The sequence below is a fragment of the Oceanisphaera submarina genome (genome assembly GCF_046521305.1).
In the GTDB taxonomy this organism is placed as follows: Bacteria; Pseudomonadota; Gammaproteobacteria; order Enterobacterales; family Aeromonadaceae; genus Oceanimonas; species Oceanimonas submarina.
In genome coordinates this window covers 21,411-41,619 of the sequence record NZ_JBKGFN010000009.1, presented here as the reverse complement: position 1 = coordinate 41,619, position 20,209 = coordinate 21,411, and the positions used below count along the sequence as shown (strand labels likewise).

Annotated in this window: 12 protein-coding genes; 10 read left to right on the top strand and 2 right to left on the bottom strand. The window is 56.4% G+C overall.

The genetic code is table 11. From position 1 onward, the window contains the following. Positions 1-193: 193 nt before the first annotated feature. The 8 genes from bcsG to ACLEIV_RS10105 all read left to right on the top strand — a co-directional run bounded on the left by bcsG (position 194) and on the right by ACLEIV_RS10105 (position 12,801). Positions 194-1,855, top strand: a complete 1,662-nt coding sequence (gene bcsG / locus ACLEIV_RS10140) for a cellulose biosynthesis protein BcsG (protein WP_410456535.1) — start codon at positions 194-196, stop codon at positions 1,853-1,855. A gap of 29 nt (positions 1,856-1,884) precedes the next feature. Further along, on the top strand, positions 1,885-2,088 hold the full coding sequence (gene bcsR / locus ACLEIV_RS10135; protein WP_410456534.1) for a cellulose biosynthesis protein BcsR: 204 nt from the start codon (positions 1,885-1,887) through the stop codon (positions 2,086-2,088). Then, positions 2,079-2,816 carry a cellulose biosynthesis protein BcsQ gene (gene bcsQ, locus ACLEIV_RS10130; protein WP_410456533.1) on the top strand — a complete coding sequence of 246 codons (738 nt, stop codon included), beginning with the start codon at positions 2,079-2,081 and terminating at the stop codon, positions 2,814-2,816. The genes bcsR and bcsQ overlap by 10 nt, the downstream gene beginning before the upstream one ends. After that, on the top strand, positions 2,813-5,404 hold the full coding sequence (gene bcsA, locus ACLEIV_RS10125; protein WP_410456532.1) for a UDP-forming cellulose synthase catalytic subunit: 2,592 nt from the start codon (positions 2,813-2,815) through the stop codon (positions 5,402-5,404). The genes bcsQ and bcsA overlap by 4 nt, the downstream gene beginning before the upstream one ends. Before the next feature lie 10 nt (positions 5,405-5,414). Then, positions 5,415-7,661, top strand: a complete 2,247-nt coding sequence (gene bcsB / locus ACLEIV_RS10120) for a cellulose biosynthesis cyclic di-GMP-binding regulatory protein BcsB (RefSeq protein ID WP_410456531.1) — start codon at positions 5,415-5,417, stop codon at positions 7,659-7,661. A gap of 13 nt (positions 7,662-7,674) precedes the next feature. Further along, a complete protein-coding gene (gene bcsZ / locus ACLEIV_RS10115) occupies positions 7,675-8,781 on the top strand; it encodes a cellulose synthase complex periplasmic endoglucanase BcsZ (protein WP_410456530.1) in 1,107 nt (368 codons plus the stop codon). Continuing rightward, complete coding sequence (bcsC, locus tag ACLEIV_RS10110) at positions 8,763-12,242, top strand: cellulose synthase complex outer membrane protein BcsC (RefSeq protein ID WP_410456529.1); 3,480 nt, start codon at positions 8,763-8,765, stop codon at positions 12,240-12,242. The genes bcsZ and bcsC overlap by 19 nt, the downstream gene beginning before the upstream one ends. Before the next feature lie 346 nt (positions 12,243-12,588). Further along, positions 12,589-12,801, top strand: a complete 213-nt coding sequence (locus ACLEIV_RS10105; protein ID WP_410456528.1) for a hypothetical protein — start codon at positions 12,589-12,591, stop codon at positions 12,799-12,801. 195 nt (positions 12,802-12,996) lie between these two features. Here the strand turns inward: ACLEIV_RS10105 and ACLEIV_RS10100 are convergent, their stop codons facing one another. Together ACLEIV_RS10100 and ACLEIV_RS10095 are read right to left on the bottom strand one after the other, a co-directional pair. Beyond that, positions 12,997-15,147 (bottom strand): inverse autotransporter beta domain-containing protein, encoded by a 2,151-nt coding sequence (locus ACLEIV_RS10100; RefSeq protein ID WP_410456527.1) that lies wholly within the window; start codon positions 15,145-15,147, stop codon positions 12,997-12,999. 194 nt (positions 15,148-15,341) lie between these two features. After that, positions 15,342-17,849: a CoA transferase gene (locus tag ACLEIV_RS10095; protein WP_410456526.1), complete on the bottom strand. Its 2,508-nt coding sequence runs from the start codon at positions 17,847-17,849 to the stop codon at positions 15,342-15,344. A gap of 408 nt (positions 17,850-18,257) precedes the next feature. Here ACLEIV_RS10095 and ACLEIV_RS10090 point away from each other — a divergent pair, with 408 nt between their 5' ends. Together ACLEIV_RS10090 and ACLEIV_RS10085 are read left to right on the top strand one after the other, a co-directional pair. Beyond that, complete coding sequence (locus tag ACLEIV_RS10090) at positions 18,258-18,488, top strand: hypothetical protein (protein WP_410456525.1); 231 nt, start codon at positions 18,258-18,260, stop codon at positions 18,486-18,488. A 44-nt stretch (positions 18,489-18,532) separates the two neighbouring features. Beyond that, on the top strand, positions 18,533-20,128 hold the full coding sequence (locus tag ACLEIV_RS10085; protein ID WP_410456524.1) for a BCCT family transporter: 1,596 nt from the start codon (positions 18,533-18,535) through the stop codon (positions 20,126-20,128). The last annotated feature ends 81 nt before the right edge of the window (positions 20,129-20,209 follow it).

Genomic DNA, 20,209 nt, shown 5'->3' with positions numbered 1-20,209 from the left:
TAGACATGCAGATGAGCGATATTGTGTGTGTAAGTTTTGTTGTAGGTAGCACTCGTGCTGCCACCGGGTTATTTCCTGTAGGGCAAGTTTTCTCGTCTTCGATGGTGGCGGAGTGTCTTGCGGTTATCAGTGCTCGATTGGAATCCCAAAGGGATACGGCGGCGCGAATCCATTGCTTTTGCAGATACGCGGCATGAATAAAGACATCGACGCTGCCAATCGCTCTTCATCTTCCATGCCCCTGTTGGGGCCGTACTGGCGCGGTCTGGGTGGCTGGAATTATTATTTTCTGCTGAAGTTCGGTTTGCTGTGGCATGGTTACCTGAATTTCCACCCGTTGGCCAACCTGGTGCTGGTGGCATTTTTGTTGTTGCCGATCCCGAATATCAGGCTGCATCGCTTGCGCCATTGGCTGGCGATGCCATTGGGAATAGGGTTGTTTTATCATGACACCTGGCTGCCCGGTGTCGGGAGCCTGTTGAGTCAAGGTGATCAGCTGGCGGGCCTGAGCGGAGTCTATTTACTGGAGTTGATACAGCGCTTTATCAACTGGCAGATGTTGGGGGCGGCCCTGGTGCTGTGGGTCGCCTACCTGTTCCTGGCCCAGTGGCTCCGTTTCACTGTGCTGGTGGTGGCGGCCCTAGGCTGGCTTAATCTACAGGGGTTTTCTGTTCCGGCGGTGAATCTGCTGCCGGTGGGATTCTCGTCGGTGGCCGAACATCAGCTCGTTCAGCCGCAAACCGCCCCGTTTCAGGTGTCATCAGCCGGCGTTCAGGCGACCAATCAGAATCTGAATGCCGCGCTGGATACCTTTTATCAACAGGAACGACAGCGGCAAACCCGCTTCCCCGATTCGTTACCTAGCGACGCCGTGCCCTTCGATTTGCTGGTGATCAATATCTGTTCGCTGTCATGGTCGGATATGGCAGCGGTCAAACTGGCATCGCATCCTTTCTGGCAACGGTTTGACATTCGTTTTCAGAACTTCAATTCGGCAACCTCTTACAGTGGCCCAGCCGGGATCCGCTTGCTACGCGCCAGCTGCGGTCAGCCTGCTCAGGAAAACCTGTATCAAGCGGCCGATCCCCATTGTTATCTGTTCGACAACTTGGCGCAACTGGGTTTCACCACTCGGCTGTCCATGGATCATGATGGTGATTTTGGTGGCTACCTGACCGCTCTGCGCCAGCATGGTCAGCTGCAGGCCCCACTGATGTCCCTGCAGGGTATTGACCGGGCGCTGGTCTCGTTTGACGGCGCGCCTGTGCTGAATGATACACAACTGTTCAGTCGCTGGCTCCAGCAGCGTCAGGTGGATGATGAGACCCGCACAGCGACCTTCTTCAACCTGATCCCGCTGCATGATGGTAATCGCCTGCCCGGTCAAAATATCACCGCTCCCTATCATGATCGTGCCCTTAACCTGCTTGAGCAGCTGGATACCTTCTTCGACACACTGGATCAATCAGGTCGGAAGCTGATGGTAGTAGTGGTTCCCGAACATGGAGCGGCATTGGTCGGCGACAAGGTGCAACTGTCCGGCCTGCGCGATATTCCCAGCCCCTCCATGACCCGGGTTCCGGTCGGCATCAAGTTGTTTGGCATACGGGCGGAGCAGCAGGGATCGCCCCTGGAGATTGAGGCCCCCAGCAGCTATCTGGCGATTTCCGAACTAATTGCCCGGTTGGTGGATGGCCGCCAGTTCGAGGCGGCGGATATCGACTGGCAATCCCTGACCCAGGGACTGCCGCAAACGGTGGCGGTGTCGGAAAATGATAATGCGGTAGTAATGGAATTTCAGGGCGACAGTTACATCCGTCTCAGCGAGGGTGACTGGGTGCCCTACCCCCGATGATATAGCTTGTATATCAAGGAGTAGCATGGATGCATAAAAACAATGAATATGATGGTCTGCTCTGGGTAGAAGAAACCCAGGATGACCTCGGCGCCTTGGACCGGATGGTGTCGTTGCCTGAACTGGGATACCAGGATATCGGCCGGCAGCAGCAACTGGCTGCCATTGTCGAGCGTTGGCCCTTGTTGAGCGAGCTGTCGCTGTCGATGGATGGCGAAAAATCATGCCGGTAATTGCTTTGCAGGGGATTCGCGGTGGTACGGGTACCACCTCAGTGACGGCCGGCCTGGCCTGGGCCTTGCGGCGACAGGGCAAACGGGTGCTGGTCATCGATTTCTCGCCGGATAATCAGCTGCGTCTGCACTTCAACTCTTCGGTGTCGTTGGCGGAGGGTTGGGCCCGGGCTGAACTGGATGCACAACCCTGGCACCAGGCGGCGTTGTGCTATGAAAATGGGTTGGATTTTCTGCCCTTCGGGCAGCTGTCGGTGGCCGAGTATCATCATTGGCTGGCACAACACCAGCAGGCGCCCGAGCGCTGGGTGCAATATCTGTCTCAGTTGCGCGACGGCGGCGATTATGGCTGGCTGCTACTGGATTTTCCTGCTTCCGGACCGGCCTGCACCGAGCAGTGGCGGGAGATAGCCGATGTGGTGTTATGTGTGCTGACGGCGGATGCGAACAGCCATATTCGTCTGTATCAGCAACCGCTGCCGTTGGGGATCCGGCTTTTGCTTAACCAGTTTTCTGCCGATAGCCGCCTGCAGCAGGATTTGCAGCAATACTGGCAGCAACATCTGAATGCCTTGTTGCCGGTGTCGATACACAGAGACGAGGCGATGGCCGAGGCGCTGGCTGCCAAGCAGCCGGTAGGCGCATACGATGCCGCCAGCCTGGCGGCAGATGAGCTCAATATACTGGCCAGCTGGTGCCGGGCTCATGTGAGCGGAGTAAGATCATGAGCTGGCTGATGAGACCACTGTTCAGCCAGGGGCTGCAGGCATTGGGGCATCGGTATCGGGGGTATCGTCATCAGGGTAGCTCGGTACTGGCCGCCAGCCTGTGTTGTTCAGGTCTTATCCTGGCCTGGATCCTGTTCAGGCTGGAATCCCCCGGCTGGCAGGTGCTGCGTAGCCAGGTTCGCTACTGGTTTCCCCATCTGTCGCCGGAACGTCCTCGACTGGGGGATGGTCTGCGTTATTTGCTGCAGAGCGGCTGGTTGCTGCTGACTTATCCTGCTGGGCAACGAACGCCGATATGGGCGCGCTGGTCAGCCCGAGTGCTCAGTAATGATGGCCTGCGGCGACGGCCAGTAAAAATTACGGGCCGGCAGCAACCAGATGCAGCCCCGGCGGCTCCTTCCGGACGACTCCGTCGCGTCGGGCTGATACTGATATTGCTGTTCTCGGCCCTGCTGGCCTTGCTGTGCATATCTCAGCCTTTTGACCTGCAGACGCAGCTGGTGTTTGTGTTGGTGTTGTGGGTGATGGCCATGTTGGTTCGTTGCATACCCGGTCGCTTTGCCGGACTGCTGATGATCATGCTGTCGCTGCTGGTGTCCTGTCGCTATCTCTGGTGGCGCTATACCTCTACCCTGAACTGGGACGATCCGCTCAGCCTGTTTTTCGGTTTGCTGTTGCTGGCGGCAGAGACCTATGCCTGGCTGGTGCTGGTGCTGGGTTACTTTCAATCGCTCTGGCCTCTGCATCGTCAGCCGACGCCGTTGACGATACCGCCGGCCGAGTGGCCGACCATCGATATCATGGTGCCGACCTATAATGAACCGCTGAGCGTGGTCAAGCCGACCATCTATGCGGCTCTGGGCATCGACTGGCCGAAGAACAAGCTCAATATCTACCTGCTTGACGACGGTAACCGGGCGCCATTCCGGGCGTTCGCCGAGGAGGCCGGGGTTCACTATATTGCCCGGCCAACCCATGAACACGCCAAGGCCGGTAACCTGAATTACGCCATGCGGCAGGCCCGTGGTGAATTTGTTGCTATCTTCGACTGTGATCACGTGCCGACCCGCACCTTTCTGCAATTGACGATGGGCTGGTTTTTTAAGGATAAAAAGCTGGCCATGCTGCAGACGCCGCATCACTTTTTCTCGCCGGATCCGTTTGAACGCAATCTGGGCCGCTTCGGTCATACCCCGAATGAGGGTTCTCTGTTCTACGGTTTGCTGCAGGATGGCAATGACATGTGGGACGCGACTTTCTTCTGTGGATCCTGTGCCGTTATTCGCCGCAGTGCGCTGGATGAGGTAGGCGGCATTGCAACCGAAACCGTGACCGAAGATGCTCATACCTCGCTGCGGCTGCATCGCTGCGGTTATACATCGGCCTATATCCGAATTCCTCAGGCCGCCGGCCTGGCGACCGAAAGTCTGTCTGCCCATATCGGTCAGCGGATCCGCTGGGCCAGAGGCATGGTACAGATCTTCCGACTCGATAATCCCTTGCTGGGCAAGGGTTTGAAGCTGCCTCAGCGACTCTGTTATGCCAACGCCATGTTGCACTTTCTGTCCGGCATTCCCCGGCTTATTTTCCTGACCGCACCGATGGCCTTCCTGTTACTGCATGCCTACATCATTCACGCTCCGGCACTGGCCATTGTGCTCTACGTACTGCCGCACATGATCCATGCCAACCTGGCCAACTCCAGAATTCAGGGTAAATACCGTTATTCGTTCTGGAACGAGGTCTACGAAAGCGTGCTGGCCTGGTATATAGCCCGGCCGACTACCATGGCTATTCTCAGTCCTCACAAGGGTACCTTCAACGTGACCGCCAAGGGTGGATTGGTGGACAGGGCCCATTTTGACTGGGTTATCAGCAGGCCTTATCTGGTGTTGGTGCTGCTTAACCTGTGCGGCCTTTTCGCCGGTGGCTGGCGGCTGGCATATGGTGATGCGGCCGAGATGCCGACGGTTATCCTGAGCATTGGCTGGGTACTGTTCAATTTGATGATACTGGGCGGAGCCATCGCCGTAGCGGTGGAGGCCAGACAGGTACGGCTGTCACACCGGGTCGATATTGCTCTGTCTGCCGCCGTCAAGCGGCGGGATGGCCACCTTTTTCCCTGTACGGTGCGTGATTATTCGGACGGCGGCATGGGCATCGAACTGCGCGAGGATGGCCTGCTGCACGAAGGGGACTCGGTTACCCTGTTGCTTCGCAAAGGACGGCGAGAATGTATCTTCCCGGCAACCGTGAAGCGTCGATTGGGTCGCAGTATCGGGCTACAACTGAGTAGCCTGACCCGAGAGCAGCATATCGAGTTTATCCAATGTACTTTTGCCCGGGCCGACACCTGGGCGCGCAGGCAGGATGAATTTGCCCGCGATAAACCGGTAGCCAGCCTGAGCGATGTGCTGATGCTGGGTTGCAGCGGCTTTTACAGCCTGCTCGAGTACCTGCCAAGGCCACTGGCGCACCTATTTGGTAGCGTGGGTTGGCTGTTGTTATGGCTGGCATCCTTTATGCCGCGTATACCAAAAAAAGACACGCCGTTACCCGACCTGAAACGAGCAATGGTTCAACCTTGATGAGGTAATAATGATAAAAAAAATCGCCTTGTTCACTCTGATGCTGGGGAGTTTCAATACCCCGGCCAATACGGAAGATATATCGGTGCAGATGGCTGACCGGCTGGAACCGATTCCGACCCGCGAGGTTACTCTCGATTTTGCGCAGCTCGCGACCGAGTCGAAGGGGAACCTTGTTCTGCGTGGCAGTAGTCCCGAGGGGAAGCTGGAGTTCGGAGTACGCAGTGACGAAATGGTATCAGGCGCTCTTTTGGACCTGGAATTTATTCCGTCACCGGCATTGTTACCGGTCGAGTCCCAAGTGAAGGTGTATCTCAACGATGAAATGATGGGAGTGGTGCCGGTTGCCAGTGGGCAACTGGGTAACCGAAGTCGGGTTCAGGTGCCGCTGGATCCTCGTTATATCGGCGATTTTAACCGGGTAAAGCTGAACTTCATCGGTCATTATCAACGCACCTGTGAAAATCCGGCCCACAGTGCCCTGTGGCTGGATGTCGGTAGTGGCAGCAAGCTGTCGTTACGCTATCAGGCATTGCCGTTGAAGAATGATTTGTCCTATTTTCCAGAGCCGTTTTTCGATAGCCGGGATAATCGACCACTGACCCTGCCGATGGTGTTTTCCGCATCACCGGCGCTGGCTCAGCAAAAGGCGGCGGCAGTACTGGCATCCTGGTTCGGTGCTCGGGCCGCGTGGCGTGGTCAGCAGTTTCCGGTGTTATTCAACCAGTTGCCTACACGGCACGGCATTGTCTTTGCCACTAATGAGCAACGTCCGGATTTTTTGCGGGATTATCCCGCCGTTGATAGGCCGACCGTGGAGATGATTAGTCACCCGGAAACTCCTTACGTCAAGTTGTTGCTGGTACTCGGTCGTGATGATGACGATTTGATCACCGCCGTACGGGGCATAGCCCAGGGCAGTATTCTGTTTCGTGGGCAGAGTGTCACCGTGGCGGATGTCAGTCCGCTAATGCCGCGTCAGCCCTATGATGCTCCCAACTGGGTGCGCACCGACAGGCCGATTACTTTTACCGAACTGCAAAATTATCCCGAGCAACTGCAGACTTCCGGTATCGAGCCTTCGCCAATGGCGCTGACCCTGAACTTGCCGCCCGATCTGTACATGGCGCGTGATCTGGGTATCGATTTGCAGCTGAAATACCGTTATACCTCGCCAAAAAACGATGACGGGTCGCGGTTGACTGTTCATCTCAACGATCAGTTTCTGCGGGCTTATGCACTCAAACCGCGAGAGCAAAGCGGGGAAACGCAGTTGCAGATGCAGCTGTTCAAAGAAGCTGCCGGTGATAATCAGCTGACCATACCGTCCCTCAAGCTGGACACCAGCAACCAACTGCGCTTCAACTTCGACTATGCCAACACCATCCTTGGTGGTACGCCCGAGCATTGCGAGACCTACCGGCCCATCCCCAATCAAGTGGTGATCGATGGTCACTCGACCATCGACTTCTCCGGTTACCGCCACTTCATGGCGATGCCGAACTTGCGCGCCTTTGCCAATGCCGGTTTTCCATTCAGTCGACTGGCAGATCTGTCCCAGACTATGGTCGTGGTTAACGAACACCCGGCTCCGGCGCAGGTGGGTGCCTTGCTCAATACCCTGGGCGCCATTGGCGCACACACCGGCTATCCGGCACTGGGGGTACGGCTCAGTGATGACTGGCAACAGGTGCAAGACCGGGATCTGGACGTACTGCTGATAGGTTCAATACCGGCCAGTCTGCGTGATGATCACAATATTCACCTGCTGTTCGAGGCCACCAAAAGCCGGGTGCAGATGCCTGCCCGCCAGGCGTCACGACCCCATTTGATACCGGACAGACTGGATGACACGCCGGAGAGTGAAACCATAATCGACTCTGATGGCCCCATGGCGGCGGTAATTGGTTTCCAGTCTCCCTTTCATGAGCAACGTAGCGTGGTGGCACTGCTGGCTGACAGCCCTCGGGGTTATCAGCTGCTCAATGAAATGATCAACAGTGGCGATCAGCGTGCCGATCTGTCGGGCACACTGGCGGTGATTCGGGAATCGGGAGTTCAAAGTTTACGGGTGGGTAAGGCCTACCATGTGGGCTATTTGCCCTGGTGGGAACGAGTCTGGTTTATGTTGTCACCGCACCCGCTGGTGTTGGCTGCCCTGGCGGCTTTCAGTGCGCTGCTGATGGCATGGGTATTGTGGTTGTTTTTACGAACGCTGAGTCGCCGTCGGCTGTCGCCGTCGGCTGTCGCCGGATGAGAAGGACTAACCTATGAGCGGCATGATGGCAGGAATGCTGAGCCTGGTACTGCTTTGGTCGGGCAGTACTTTGGCTGCTTGTGACTGGCCAGCCTGGCAACACTTCAGGCAAGCCTATATCAGTGAGCAGGGACGGGTGATTGATCCCGCCGGAGGACGAGATATTACCACTTCGGAAGGGCAGAGCTACGGCATGTTTTTCGCCCTGGTGGCCGATGATCGTGACACTTTCGCGCAGTTGTTGCAGTGGACGCAAAATAACCTGGCGGCAGGAGATATGACGGCACGGCTGCCGGCCTGGCTATGGGGACAGGATCAGCAACAGCAATGGGGCGTGCTGGATCCCAATTCTGCTGCCGACTCGGATTTGTGGCTGGCCTATGATTTGCTGGAAGCCGGTCGGCTGTGGCATAACCGCCGTTACCTGATGCTGGGTACTTTGCTATTGCAGCGCATCGCTCGGGAAGAAGTGGCGAACATTCCCGGCCTGGGCGTGATGTTGCTACCGGGGAAAAACGGTTTTGTCGAAGAGCAGCGCTGGACTCTTAATCCCAGTTACTTGCCGCCCCAGCTATTGGCGCGTTTCGCCGCTTTTGAAGGCCCTTGGCTGGCGATGCGACATAGCAACCAGCGCTTGTTGCTGGAAGCGGCCCCCTCCGGTCTGCTGCCAGATTGGGTCGTCTGGCAGCCAAAGGAAGGCTGGCTACCGGATCCCAAGACCGGCAGTATCGGCAGCTATGATGCCATCCGCAGTTACCTGTGGGTCGGCATGTTGGCCGACGACGCCACCGATAGGGCATCACTGACGGCACACCTGCAACCGATGGTCGAGCTGACCGCGACTTTGGGTGTGCCGCCTGAACGAGTGGATGTATTGACTGGCAAGGCTTTCGGTAGTGGGTCGGTCGGTTTTTCCGCTGCTTTACTGCCTTTGCTGCAGCAAACGAGCGCAGCGGAAGTACAGCGCCGGCGACTGGCCGCGCAGCCAGTCGGTGAGCAATCCTATTACGATGCGGTGTTGACCCTGTTCGGGCAGGGCTGGGATCAACGGCGTTATGCTTTCAATCAAGCGGGTGAATTAGTACCTGGGTGGGGTAATTCATGTTCAAGTTATCGTTAAGCTTACTGAGATGGTCGTTTGCTCTGGTCCTGTTGCCGGTGGCTCTGTTACCGGTTGTGCGGGCAGAGGTAACACCCGAGCCCTGGCTGTTGGAGCAGGTTTGGTTGGGCGAGGCCAGCAACCGGGATAACCTGGTTGAGGAGTCATTGCATCGCCTGGAGCTGGTTGCCCCTGATTACCCTCAGGTAATAGCGGCGCGATTGCGGTTGGCGCTGCGCCAGGACGACGTTCCTCTGGCTCGCCGGCAGCTGGAGCGGCTGGCTTTGTTGGCGCCAGAGTCGGTTGAGTATCGCCAGGCGCAAAATGCCATGCGGCTGGTGACGGGCGCTGGACGGCAACAATTGCAGCAGGCTCGGTTATTGGCGGCAAGCGGCCGTCTTGCAGAGGCCCGGCAAGCCTATCAGGACTTGTTCGGTGAAAATTTTCCCAGTCTGGACCTGGCGGTGGAATACTGGCGGCTGGTAGCCCGACTGCCCGAGCAGCGGTCGCTGGCGATAACCCGCTTACAGACATTGGACCGTCGTTATCCCGGTAACGCTAATCTACGCGGCATACTGGTTGATCTGTTATTCGAAGACGAACGAGCAGAACAGGGTTTTGCCCTGTTGCAACAGATGGCTGCCGATCCTGCCACCCGCAGTCAGGCGCTCAATCTCTGGCTGGCGCAAGTCAAACAGATGCCGGTGAGTGAGCAAAGCCTGGTCCAGTTGCAATTGCTGGTGGCGGCATCCGAGGATAGCGCAGGAGGGCAGGCCGATGAACTGCTGCGCCGGCAGCAGACCTTGCTGGCACAGCCGGCTTTTCGGGATCGGATCCGAGGACTGGCGCTGGTGGATCAGGGCCGGGGCGCGACTGCTATCCCGCTGCTGAAGCGGGCGCTGGTTGCCTATCCAAATGATGCGCGTCTGTTGGGCGCTCTGGCGATAGCCTATGGACGTGAAGGCAATCGCGGCAAGGCCATTTCACTATTCGAGCAAGCACTGCTGCTGGCGGATGCCGACAATGATGAGCTCGGCAAGTGGCAGAGTTTGCTGCAGACCAATCGCTACTGGCTACTGATTGAGCAGGGTGATCGGGCGTTGAAGACGGAAAATGTCGGTCTGGCTCGACAAAAATATCGGCAGGCAAGCGTGCTGGACGACAGTGACAGCTATTCCTGGTTGGGGTTGGGGGAGGTGGCGTTGGCCCTCGGTCAGTCGACACAGGCCGAAGGATATTTTCGACAGGCGCTGCGGCGGGATCCGCTTAATGGTGGTGCCCTGCGGGGCATGCTCGGCCTGTATGAACAGCAATCACCGGCTCAGGCGCTGAATTATCTGCAGCAGCTGTCCCCTCGTCAACGGCAGGCCTTGGGAGACCGTGAGCCTCGGCTGCACAGCGAACTGTTACAGCAGCAGGCGGAACGGCTGGAGCAAGAGCGGCAATGGCAAGCGGCGGCCGAGACGCTGTCCCTTGCCCGCCGGCTGACCCCGGATGATGTCTGGCTGACATACCGGCTGGCGTCGGATTTGCGGCTGGCGGGTCAGCCGGCACGGGCCGATCAGGCCTTTGCCGAACTGGTATCGCGCCAGCCCGATGATCCGGAACAACTGTATGCCTATGCCCTCTATCTTTCATCCAGTGGGCGTGAAGCGGCGGCACTGGCACATCTGGATACCTGGCCGCGAGCTCGATGGAGCACAGATATGACCGAGCTGGCCCGGCGGTTGAAACAGGATCAAGTACTGATCGAGGCCCGTCGCCTGCGAGAGCAGGGAGATGAGACCGGTGCACGGGCTCTGTTGCTGGCACAACCGGCCAGCACTCGTATCGGACTGACGTTGGCCGATTGGGCGCTGGAAGTCGGTGACCATGAGCGAGCCCTGACCGGCTATCGACAGGTGCTGGAACGAGAGCAGAATAATGATGAAGCCCGGCTGGGTGAGGTTGAGGCGCTGATTGCCGGCGGTAATCTGATTCAGGCACGTCGGCAGTTACTCGGGCTGAATACGACGCTGGATCAACCGCCTCCGTCGCTGAACCGCACGCGCCGGATTGCCCAGGCCTGGGCGGCGGTAGGGGAATGGCCGCGAGCAGAGCAGTTATTCCAGGATGCCAAGGCGCAGGCAAGGCAACAGGCGCCATCGCAGGAAAGTGCCTGGCTACTACGTGATGCGGCCAGACTGGCCTGGGATAACGGACAGCCGCAACGGGCCCTGTATGACTACAGCCAGGCGATGGCGGCCGGCAGTCTGGCGGATCAGCCACCGACGGATAATGTCGACTTCACCCGACTGACCCGGGTGAACGCCGATGATGACTGGCTGACCCGCAGCATTCGCGCCGATGCGGCAGATCTGTACCGGCAGCTGGATACCACCATCACACTCGGATATGACTATCAGCGTTCCAGTGGCACCGGAGGGTATTCGGATCTGACGGCCCATACCAGTATGCTGGAGCTGGAAACACCGATGCTGGATGGCCGGGCATTTTTCCGTGCCGACATGGTGCAAATGGATGCGGGCAGATTCGATGATGGCGTTTACGAGGAAACGTTTGGGACCTGTCGGGAAGTGGGTTGCCGTGACGATTATCATCAGAGCACCTCGGGGGGCAGTGTTGGCGTGGGTTGGCGGAATGAGCACTGGCAGGGGGATATCGGCACCACGCCACTCGGTTTCGAAGTGGTGGACTGGGTCGGTGGTCTTGGCTATAGCGGCGACTGGCGTGATATCGGCTGGACCCTGAGTGCGTCCCGGCGGCCCTTGGTCAGTTCATTGCTGGCCTTTGGCGGTACCCGGGATCCCAATACCGGCATCAGCTGGGGTGGAGTGAGAACAACCGGTATCAGCCTGAGCGGTAGTTACGATCAGGGTGGCGACCATGGTGTGTGGGGTGACATCAGTGCCGATTTGCTGACCGGTGAAAATGTTGCGGATAACCGGCGTACCCGATTGATGGGCGGCTATTACTACAGGCTGGTCAATCAGCCTCACCGTCAGGTTCGTATCGGTATGAACAGTATGTGGTGGCAATATCAGAAAGATCTCAGCGGTTATTCGCTGGGCCAGGGCGGTTATTTCAGTCCCCAGCAATATCTGTCTCTGGCACTGCCGGTGAATTATCGCGAGCGTTCCGATAACTGGTCATGGGAACTGGGTGGCTCTGTGTCCTGGTCCCGTTCGGTCACCGAGGATCAGCGGCGTTATCCTCTGGCGGGATTGATACCGACGGGACTGCCCGATGCGAATACCATCGAGCAGGGTGACAGCAGCAGTGGATTTGGCTATACCCTGCGTGCCTTGATGGAACGACGGCTGAATGCGGACTGGCTCCTGGGCGTCGGCATCGATATCCAGCAGGCGAGAGACTACACTCCCAGTCATGGCTTGTTGTATCTTCGTTATTCGCTGGGAGGTTGGCAGGGCGATTTGGATCTGCCGCCACAACCGTTGACCCCTTACGCCGAATTCAAATGATCTTTCTGCTTTGTGGGGCGAGCATATGGTGGCTAGTCCCCATGGACATCTTGATCATTGCAGATATGTTAATTCTAGGCGATTGACTGTTGCACCCAGATAATGGCCCTGGGTTCGACATATTTATGTATCGCCTCTTTTCCCGTTCCCGGCCTGTACCAGCGCGCTATTTTCAGTGCGCTGACCTTGCCTTTGGCATAGACGCCGGATGAAAGCCCAACACTGAGCCATTTACCATAGTGATCGCCTGTTCAATATTGCCTTAGGGCAGCATGCAGAGCTCGGGAGCAGCACTTTTCTCACGGACCATGCTTTGTGCCAGGTTGACTGCGGCTAGGCCATCGTGATGGCGGGAAAATCCGGTGATGCAAGGCAGATAAAAGTTAATACCGGTAAAACCCGTGCCTATTACTTCTTCCGGCAAGGGGGTGTCTATTATCAGGTGCTACCGAAGATGAAGGAAGAACATGCCATCAAGCTGATGGAAGAGCTTTCTGACTACCCGTCTCAGCATTGCTTATACAAGTGGGTCTTCGGGGTTATTTGGGTCATGAAATGAGGTGAACCCTCAGTGAAACATGAGATTTTATCGGTGCGAGCTTTATATTAAGCTGCCGTTTTTGATATGAAAATACCCATGCGGTGAGTGAGAGCCAACAGTTATCATCATGGTTGATCAGAAGGGGAGCATGATGCTCCCCCTTTTTTAATGGCCGTTATGCCTGTGAGGGTAAAAGCTCCCCGTACTCAAAAATCAAAAAGCTTCCGGGCAAAGGCCGCCGGCACTGCCGGTATTAAGCGCCGTACCATTGATGGAAAAGACATCCTCCGGGCCCTGGGTAAAGCTCGGTGCATTCCAGCTGGACCACATACTGCAATTGAGACCGCTGTTGGTGACCCGGAGATCCCCATCTATTTTTTCAAAAGGTCCATTGAGTGAAATACCACTGACAGCAGCATGGTCGATTACCACCTTGTCCAGCGTCATATTCTTCATTACGGATAAGGGGCTGTTATTGGTGATGATGCCGGATTTTGCGGTGTTGCTGATACTAATATCCTTCAGTGTCATGCCGTCCACACCCGCCAGAAACAAGCCGGCATTGCTGACCGAATCTATGGTCAGATTTTCCAGATGGTAATTCGAGTTATAGCCGTCAACATTCGCCACCGAAGGGTCGGCGGTAAAAGTGCTGATGTTGATGCCACTGCGCATGCCGATATTGCCGATCCCTATGTTGTGTATTCGGCTGTTTTCAATTCGGATGTCATCACCTACGACAATGGCAATACCATCGGCGGAGGTGTGACCGACTTCCACCTCGTTTACCCTGACCTGCCTGGCCAGGTGTAGTGCTATTCCTTCCTGGGACGTATCGACGATACGAGTCGTGTCCAGCGCCAGATCCTGGATCCGATTCCCCAGCAGCCCAATACCGACTTTCTCTATGCGGGACTCACTGATATTGACCTGGGTTGCTTCATTCAGACGTATCCCAACCGCCGTCAGCGAACCCAGGGGGTTACCGTTGGAAAAACCATCGGCGCTGGACTGATCCAGGTTGTAGATATGGAGCCGGTGAGCGGTAAGCTGCTCGCCTCTTTCATAGTTGAGACCGGCTTGTGCGGTATCATGGATGGTCAGCGTGTTCAGTGTGATCCGGTTGGCCCCATCACCCTGAATTCCATGTCGACCGCCGGAGAGGGTGAGATCGTGTAAGCCGGTGTCGGAAGCCAAACGGATCACATCCTGATCTGTACGGGGGTTATGAATGCGGGCACCGGTGCCAATCTCAAGGCTGCGGCCCGTGCTGGGGGACTGAACCCGGTAGCGGCCGGCCAGGACCTGACCGCGTTTGAGCGCCAGGGTCTGCTCTGTTTCAAGCCGGGTATCCTGATCGGTATTGAGGAAAATAATCTGGTCGGGGCGAGCACCGTTTACCAGGCTTGTCACCTGATGCTTCTCTGCTTCGGAGATGATCAGCATGTCGTCGAAAGCGCGACCGGTCAGCGGGTCAATCCCCGTTTCCAGTGATCCAAAGGTACCGGCCTGGCTGACGATATCGACGTCTCGTACCGGAGATTCTACCATGCGCTGTTCCAGTGCGGTGAGGGTGGCTCTGTCGCTATCCCGACGCAGCAAGGGGATCCTCAACTTGATACCGAGGAATCCCTGGCTGCCCCGGATATCGTCATGTTGCCATTCCCCGCCAATACTGAATCTGCTCTGACGTCCGAGCAGGGGAAGGCTATTGATACTATATTCCAGCCTGGCTCTGGGCCCTGAAATGTCCGGCGTATTCGACGCGGTAAAATGATATCCCCCACCATACAATCGGAGTTGGTGGGCCTTGGGAATGGCAGCGGGGAGTGGTAGCGCCCGGCCGATTTCCGCATCGAATCCCTTCATGGCTTTTTCTTCGCCGGCGCGGTAGCCGATGCTACTGTTGTGCAAAGACAACTGGTCGTATCCCGGCATCGAATAGGTTGAGCGGCCAACAGGCAAGTAGCCGTTTACCCTTGCATCCCATTGTTCGCTCAGTAATTCGGTGCCTAGTGTGACCTGGTTGAAGTGATTGCCATGGTCGCTGCGGCGGCGATCGAAGAAAGCATAACCACCCCATATCCATTGTTGATTAACCAGCTCTCGGTATCCCAGTCCCAGGTTCATCTCGCGTGATGAGTGGCTATCCAGCTTCCCCCTGAAATCGGCGAATAGCAGGCGGTGTTCGGTTTGATAAAGCGGTAAAAAAACCTGACTGCTGCCCAGGTTGCGTTGCGAGCCGGTTTTTACTTCGACTTCTACATGAGGATCCCATTTTAAAACCTGCGCCTGCAGGGGTTGGTTGATCAAGAGGCAGGAGCCGAGCCAGTAGAGTACTTTTCGATGAGTGAACAATTTCATGAGTGGGGGCTATGGTCTGTGTCGATTAAAAAACACATCATATCAAATAAAAACAAATATCATTTGCATTTGTTTTTATGATTTTCGGTTTGATCTCGGATAATTCAGATCTGAGCTGCCAATCGGGGGCTAGCCCGGTTGGCAGCATGGGGGGAAGCTAACCTTGCGGATCAGCTTCGAGAGTGGGCGACAGGTCAGCCGGGCAGATATTCACGGCCCCAGGCTGTCCCGGCGATCCGCTTGCTCAGCATGGTATCGATTTCCTCTTCGCTGTAACCGACATCGGCCAGAACGACGCGGGTGGAATGTCCAAATTGCTCGGTCGGGGTCAGGGCGACGACCGCTGCTTCGGTGGGACGAATCGAGTAATGATCTATCTGGGTCACACGGTGGCCGCTGGGGTGGTTGTCGTAGACAGAGAAAGCGTAGCTGCCTGACCCCACCTGTCCGTCGGCTGCGCGGCTGTATGCTTCCCGCAGTTCTTCGATACTGAGCGGCCTGGCGGCAGCAATATCGGCGGCATGCAGCACATCAACCCAATAGTCGGAGGTGGCCGTCCTGAAGGTTGCCGTCAGGAATGCGGCCGTATTTTCCGCAGCCTTGATACCTGCCAGACCTTCTACTCCGGCCAATGTATCAAGTTCGGACGGACCGGCATCCAGGAAGACCCAGCCATCACCGGTTTGATAAAAGTGTGACAAGGCATGATTGCCCAACACTTCCCGGCCGGAAGGCTCGCAGAAGGGGCCGCGGCCCTGATAATCGAAGGCAAAGGAAACCTGTGCCAGATTGGTGATGGCCGACAGCGAGGTCCGGGCCCGGGAAACGGCGCCTGTTTTCAGCCGGTGATAGAGCGCGACCACCATGCCCAGGCCGCCGGCAAAGCCGCAGTTCACATCCAGGGTGCCCAGGTGAGCGTGCTCTTCCGGAGTTTGAGGGCCACCGAAACGGCTCATGATACCGCTGTTGGCCTGAATGATATCGTCATAGCCGATGTAGTCTGTCTTGGGACCGCGGCGGGGGCCACCCAGACAGTCCAGGCGACAGAACAGCACGCCAGGATTGATGGCTTGCAGGCTGTCGTGATCGAGCCCCAGCGGTTTCATCTGGCGTTCGGGAGCGTTGATCACCACCATATCGACCGAGCGTACCAGCCGGTGGAAGGCTTCCTTGCCTTCCGGCGAGGTAATGTCCACCAGGGCGCTCTGCTTGCCCATACCGGTCTGGAAACTGAACAGGGTACCGATCAGCGGATCATAAAAGGGAGTGACCGGATCCAGTTTGATGACATCGGCACCGAAGCGACCCAGAAAAGCGGTGGAGTGAGGCCCGGCGATGACGTTGGTCAGATCCAGTACTTTCAGGCCGTCCAGCCAGCCTTCCTGGTCGGCCGGTTTGACGTCTTTGCCCCGGGGGCGGGTAACGACCTCCTGCCTCGCCATCGCAGACAGCTCGGTCAGGGCCTGCTCGAAGCTGACCTTTTTTCTCGGACGTGGAGACAGCATCTGCTCCGCCGACTCTTCCAGCCAGGTGACGGGGCCTGGTTGTTTCATCAGTCCGAATTCGGGATCCTCCACTTCCACTATCAGGCCGGAGGCATTGGTGTGTTCGTCGTTGACCCATTCCCGGGTGGTTCTGTGAGGCGCACCGGGGATCTGGCCTTCACCGAACACCCGGCCCCATTCGGTCGAGGTTTTGGTCAGGAAGACTTCTTTCATCCGGGCGGAGATAATGTCGGCCCACTTCTTCGGCAGAGGATAGACACCGATGGAAGTTTCACCCTTCCACTCGGCAATCGGCAGATACAGATCCTCCACATCCGGCAGACCATCGGCGACCAGCTGATCATACAGGCCCAGAGCCTGCAAGCAGCGTTTGGCATGGTTGCGGTGCGACGGACACACTACATAGAACATGCGGCCGTCTGCACATTCATAGGTACGGTAGAAGGGATCGAGATATTCCTGCAGCTCCTCGTAACTCACATCCATCGGCTGGCAGGTTGCCTTTCTGCGTTCGATTTCTTCTTCACGCATGGTCTTGTAACGTTCCGGCATGCCTTCTATGACGATGGAGTTGTAGGACAGGCCTTCCATCAGTGCGGCGGCGATGGGTACTTCTATGGTATCGCCTCGGCCTGTCTTTTCCCGGGCCAGCAGCGCCATGACGACAGAGCTGGCTGCCAGGGTAGTGGCATAGGCCGAGCCCAGAGGCAGTGGAGAAAAGCTGGGGTTAAGGCCCATCAGAACACGGTTGAAGCCCATGTCGGTAAAGGCGCCCGAGGTCGCGGCCACCACCGCTTCGGTGGCTTTCCATTCGCGACGCAGCTGGTCATTGCTGGCAAACCCGGGGAGCGACAGGGTGATCAGTTCCGGGCGTGTCGTGCGCAGTTGTTCAAAGTCTACCCCCAGTTTCTTCATCACCCCCGGCCGGAAGTTTTCGATCACCACGTCGGCCTGATCGATCAGGGAAAACGCCTGTTCCAGTCCAAAAGCGGTTTTCAGATCCAGGCGCAGGCAGCTCTTGTTCCGGTTGAGAACGGCATTGGCCGGATGATCCCATTGCGGTCCAGCTGGGGGATCGATATGAACAACGGTAGCACCGAGATCGGCAAGTATCATGGCAACAGCCGGACCTGCAATCTGCTGACCGAAGTCAACAACGCGGACACCTGACAAGGGCAATTTATTTTCCTGTTTCATGTTTATCTATCCTTTTTAATTCAACTTGTCTTAAACCCTGCCGCTCATTGGACCTGCCAATGCACCGGAGTCGGCACTGGTGGGTGTATATTTCTTATGCCTGCTTGGCAAGGGAGATACTAGGATTGAAAAAAATCGTAAACCAGCAATAAAAAATAACCCTGAGCCATCATTTTATTTATTGGTCAGCAATCCTGCTTTTTCACTCATCAAGTTCTATTACTTGAAGTAAAGGGGGTGGGTGGATTTCTTGTGCGGAGTAAAGAGCAAAAAGAAAAGGTAATAGCTGCCGAAGCTGTGCAGGCCCAGGTGTTTCTTGCTCGGGCATCATGCCTGGGGCTCGGCAAGCAGGGCTTGAACCATGGCAAGCCGTCTTCGCAGCCGAGATAAAGAGCCGTGTATCATTGGATGGGTATCGTTATCCATCCGGCAGTTACGGCTTGTCAGGCCTTATTTTTCTGGCAGAAAATCGACAAGGACATAAATATTTTATGGCCTCAGGCCATTTTTTTATTGCTTCTCACCTGTTCACATATCGATAACAATCGGTTCGGTATCAGGGCTTCTCTGCAGAACCAGGGCAAACTGGAAAATGGCGGCGAGGCTGATAACGACAGAGTCCATCATCACGGCATCTGAAGTAGCCGGTGATGGCCAGGGTGAATAAATGAGAGGACTTCATTTTGGAAAAAGATAAGGGACTATTATCACAGGGCCATCCGATCATGGTATTTGGGTCGGCGCTACTGGTGATCGCATTTGTATTGTTTACGGTAATCAATCCGGAATATGCCAATACTATTTACACGTCGGCCAAGGATTTTATTGCCGGGGAATTGGCCTGGTATTATATCGGATTGGTCAGTTTCACACTTTTTTTTGCTATCTGGCTGATTTTCAGTCGCTACGGCAGTATCCGGCTGGGAAAGGACGATGAAAGGCCTGAGTTCAGCAATTTTTCCTGGTTTTCCATGTTGTTCGGTGCCGGAATCGGAATAGGAATCCTGTTCTGGAGTATTGCCGAGCCCATCTATCATTTTCAGGGCAACCCGCTGCTTGCCGCAGGTGAACAGATGACGGTGGAGGCGGCTCAGGTTGCCATGCGCATTTCCATATTTCACTGGGGGCTGCATGGCTGGGGTTTGTTTGCGGTAATGGGACTGGTGTTGGCCTATTTTTCCTATCGCAAGGGGCTGCCGCTATCGATCCGCTCGAGTCTTTACCCGATCTTCGGGGAGCGAATCTATGGTCCCATCGGTCATGCGGCCGATCTGCTGGCCGTGTTCGGGACCGTTTTCGGCATCGCGACGTCTCTGGGACTGGGAGCACAGCAGATCAACGCGGGGTTGCAGTATCTGACCGGTATTGAGGTATCGAGTGGCAACCAGGCTATTCTGATCGCCGTTATTTCCATTATTGCCACCATTTCGGCGCTGACAGGCGTCAACAAGGGCATTCGTATTCTCAGCGAACTGAACATGCACCTGACGGTGCTGATTCTGGCCCTGTTTATTGTCTTCGGCCCGACGGCCTATCTGCTGGGGTCCTTCTTTACCAATATGGGTGACTACCTGTTTCATGCGGTGGAACTGGGATTCTGGGTCAACCCGGATCCTGAAAGTCCCTGGCAGGGATGGTGGACTCTCTTTTACTGGGGCTGGTGGATTGCCTGGTCACCCTTCGTCGGTATCTTTATCGCCCGAATTTCCCGGGGGCGTACTATCCGGGAGTTTGTGCTGGGGGTGTTGGTTGCTCCTACCGTGCTCGGTGCCTTCTGGATCACCATCTTTGGCAATACGGCTTTGTTTATGGAGCTGTTCGGCAATGGCGGCGTAACGGCTGCGGTCAATGAAGACATTACCATGGCCTTGTTCAAGACCATCGAACTTCTGGATCTGGGTCAGGCTCTGACCCTGCTGTTTGCCATCGTCTGCACCATCATGTTGGTGACCTATTTCGTGACCTCGGCCGACTCCGCCACCCTGGTTATCTGTACCCTGATTTCCATGGGACACGAAAATCCACCGTCCCGCTATCGGGTGTTCTGGGGTATCGCGATTGGCGGGGTGTCGGCCGTGTTGCTGTTCGCCGGTGGGCTGAAGGCTCTGCAAACCGCCTCCATTGTCGCGGCCCTGCCATTCTCGGTGGTGGTGATCATGGCGATCTACGGCCTGTGCAAGGCACTCAAGCAAGACGTGGCGTCGGCAACAGATCCAACACAGGAGCGGGCAAGTGTGCAGGTTCAAGAGGCTATCGCCAAAGCATCCGGCGGAGTCTGAAATTCACCGGGTATATACCGGACCGGGTGAGGGCTGAAACCATATCGCTCACCGTTTAATGATTGTTCAGCAGGATTGGAG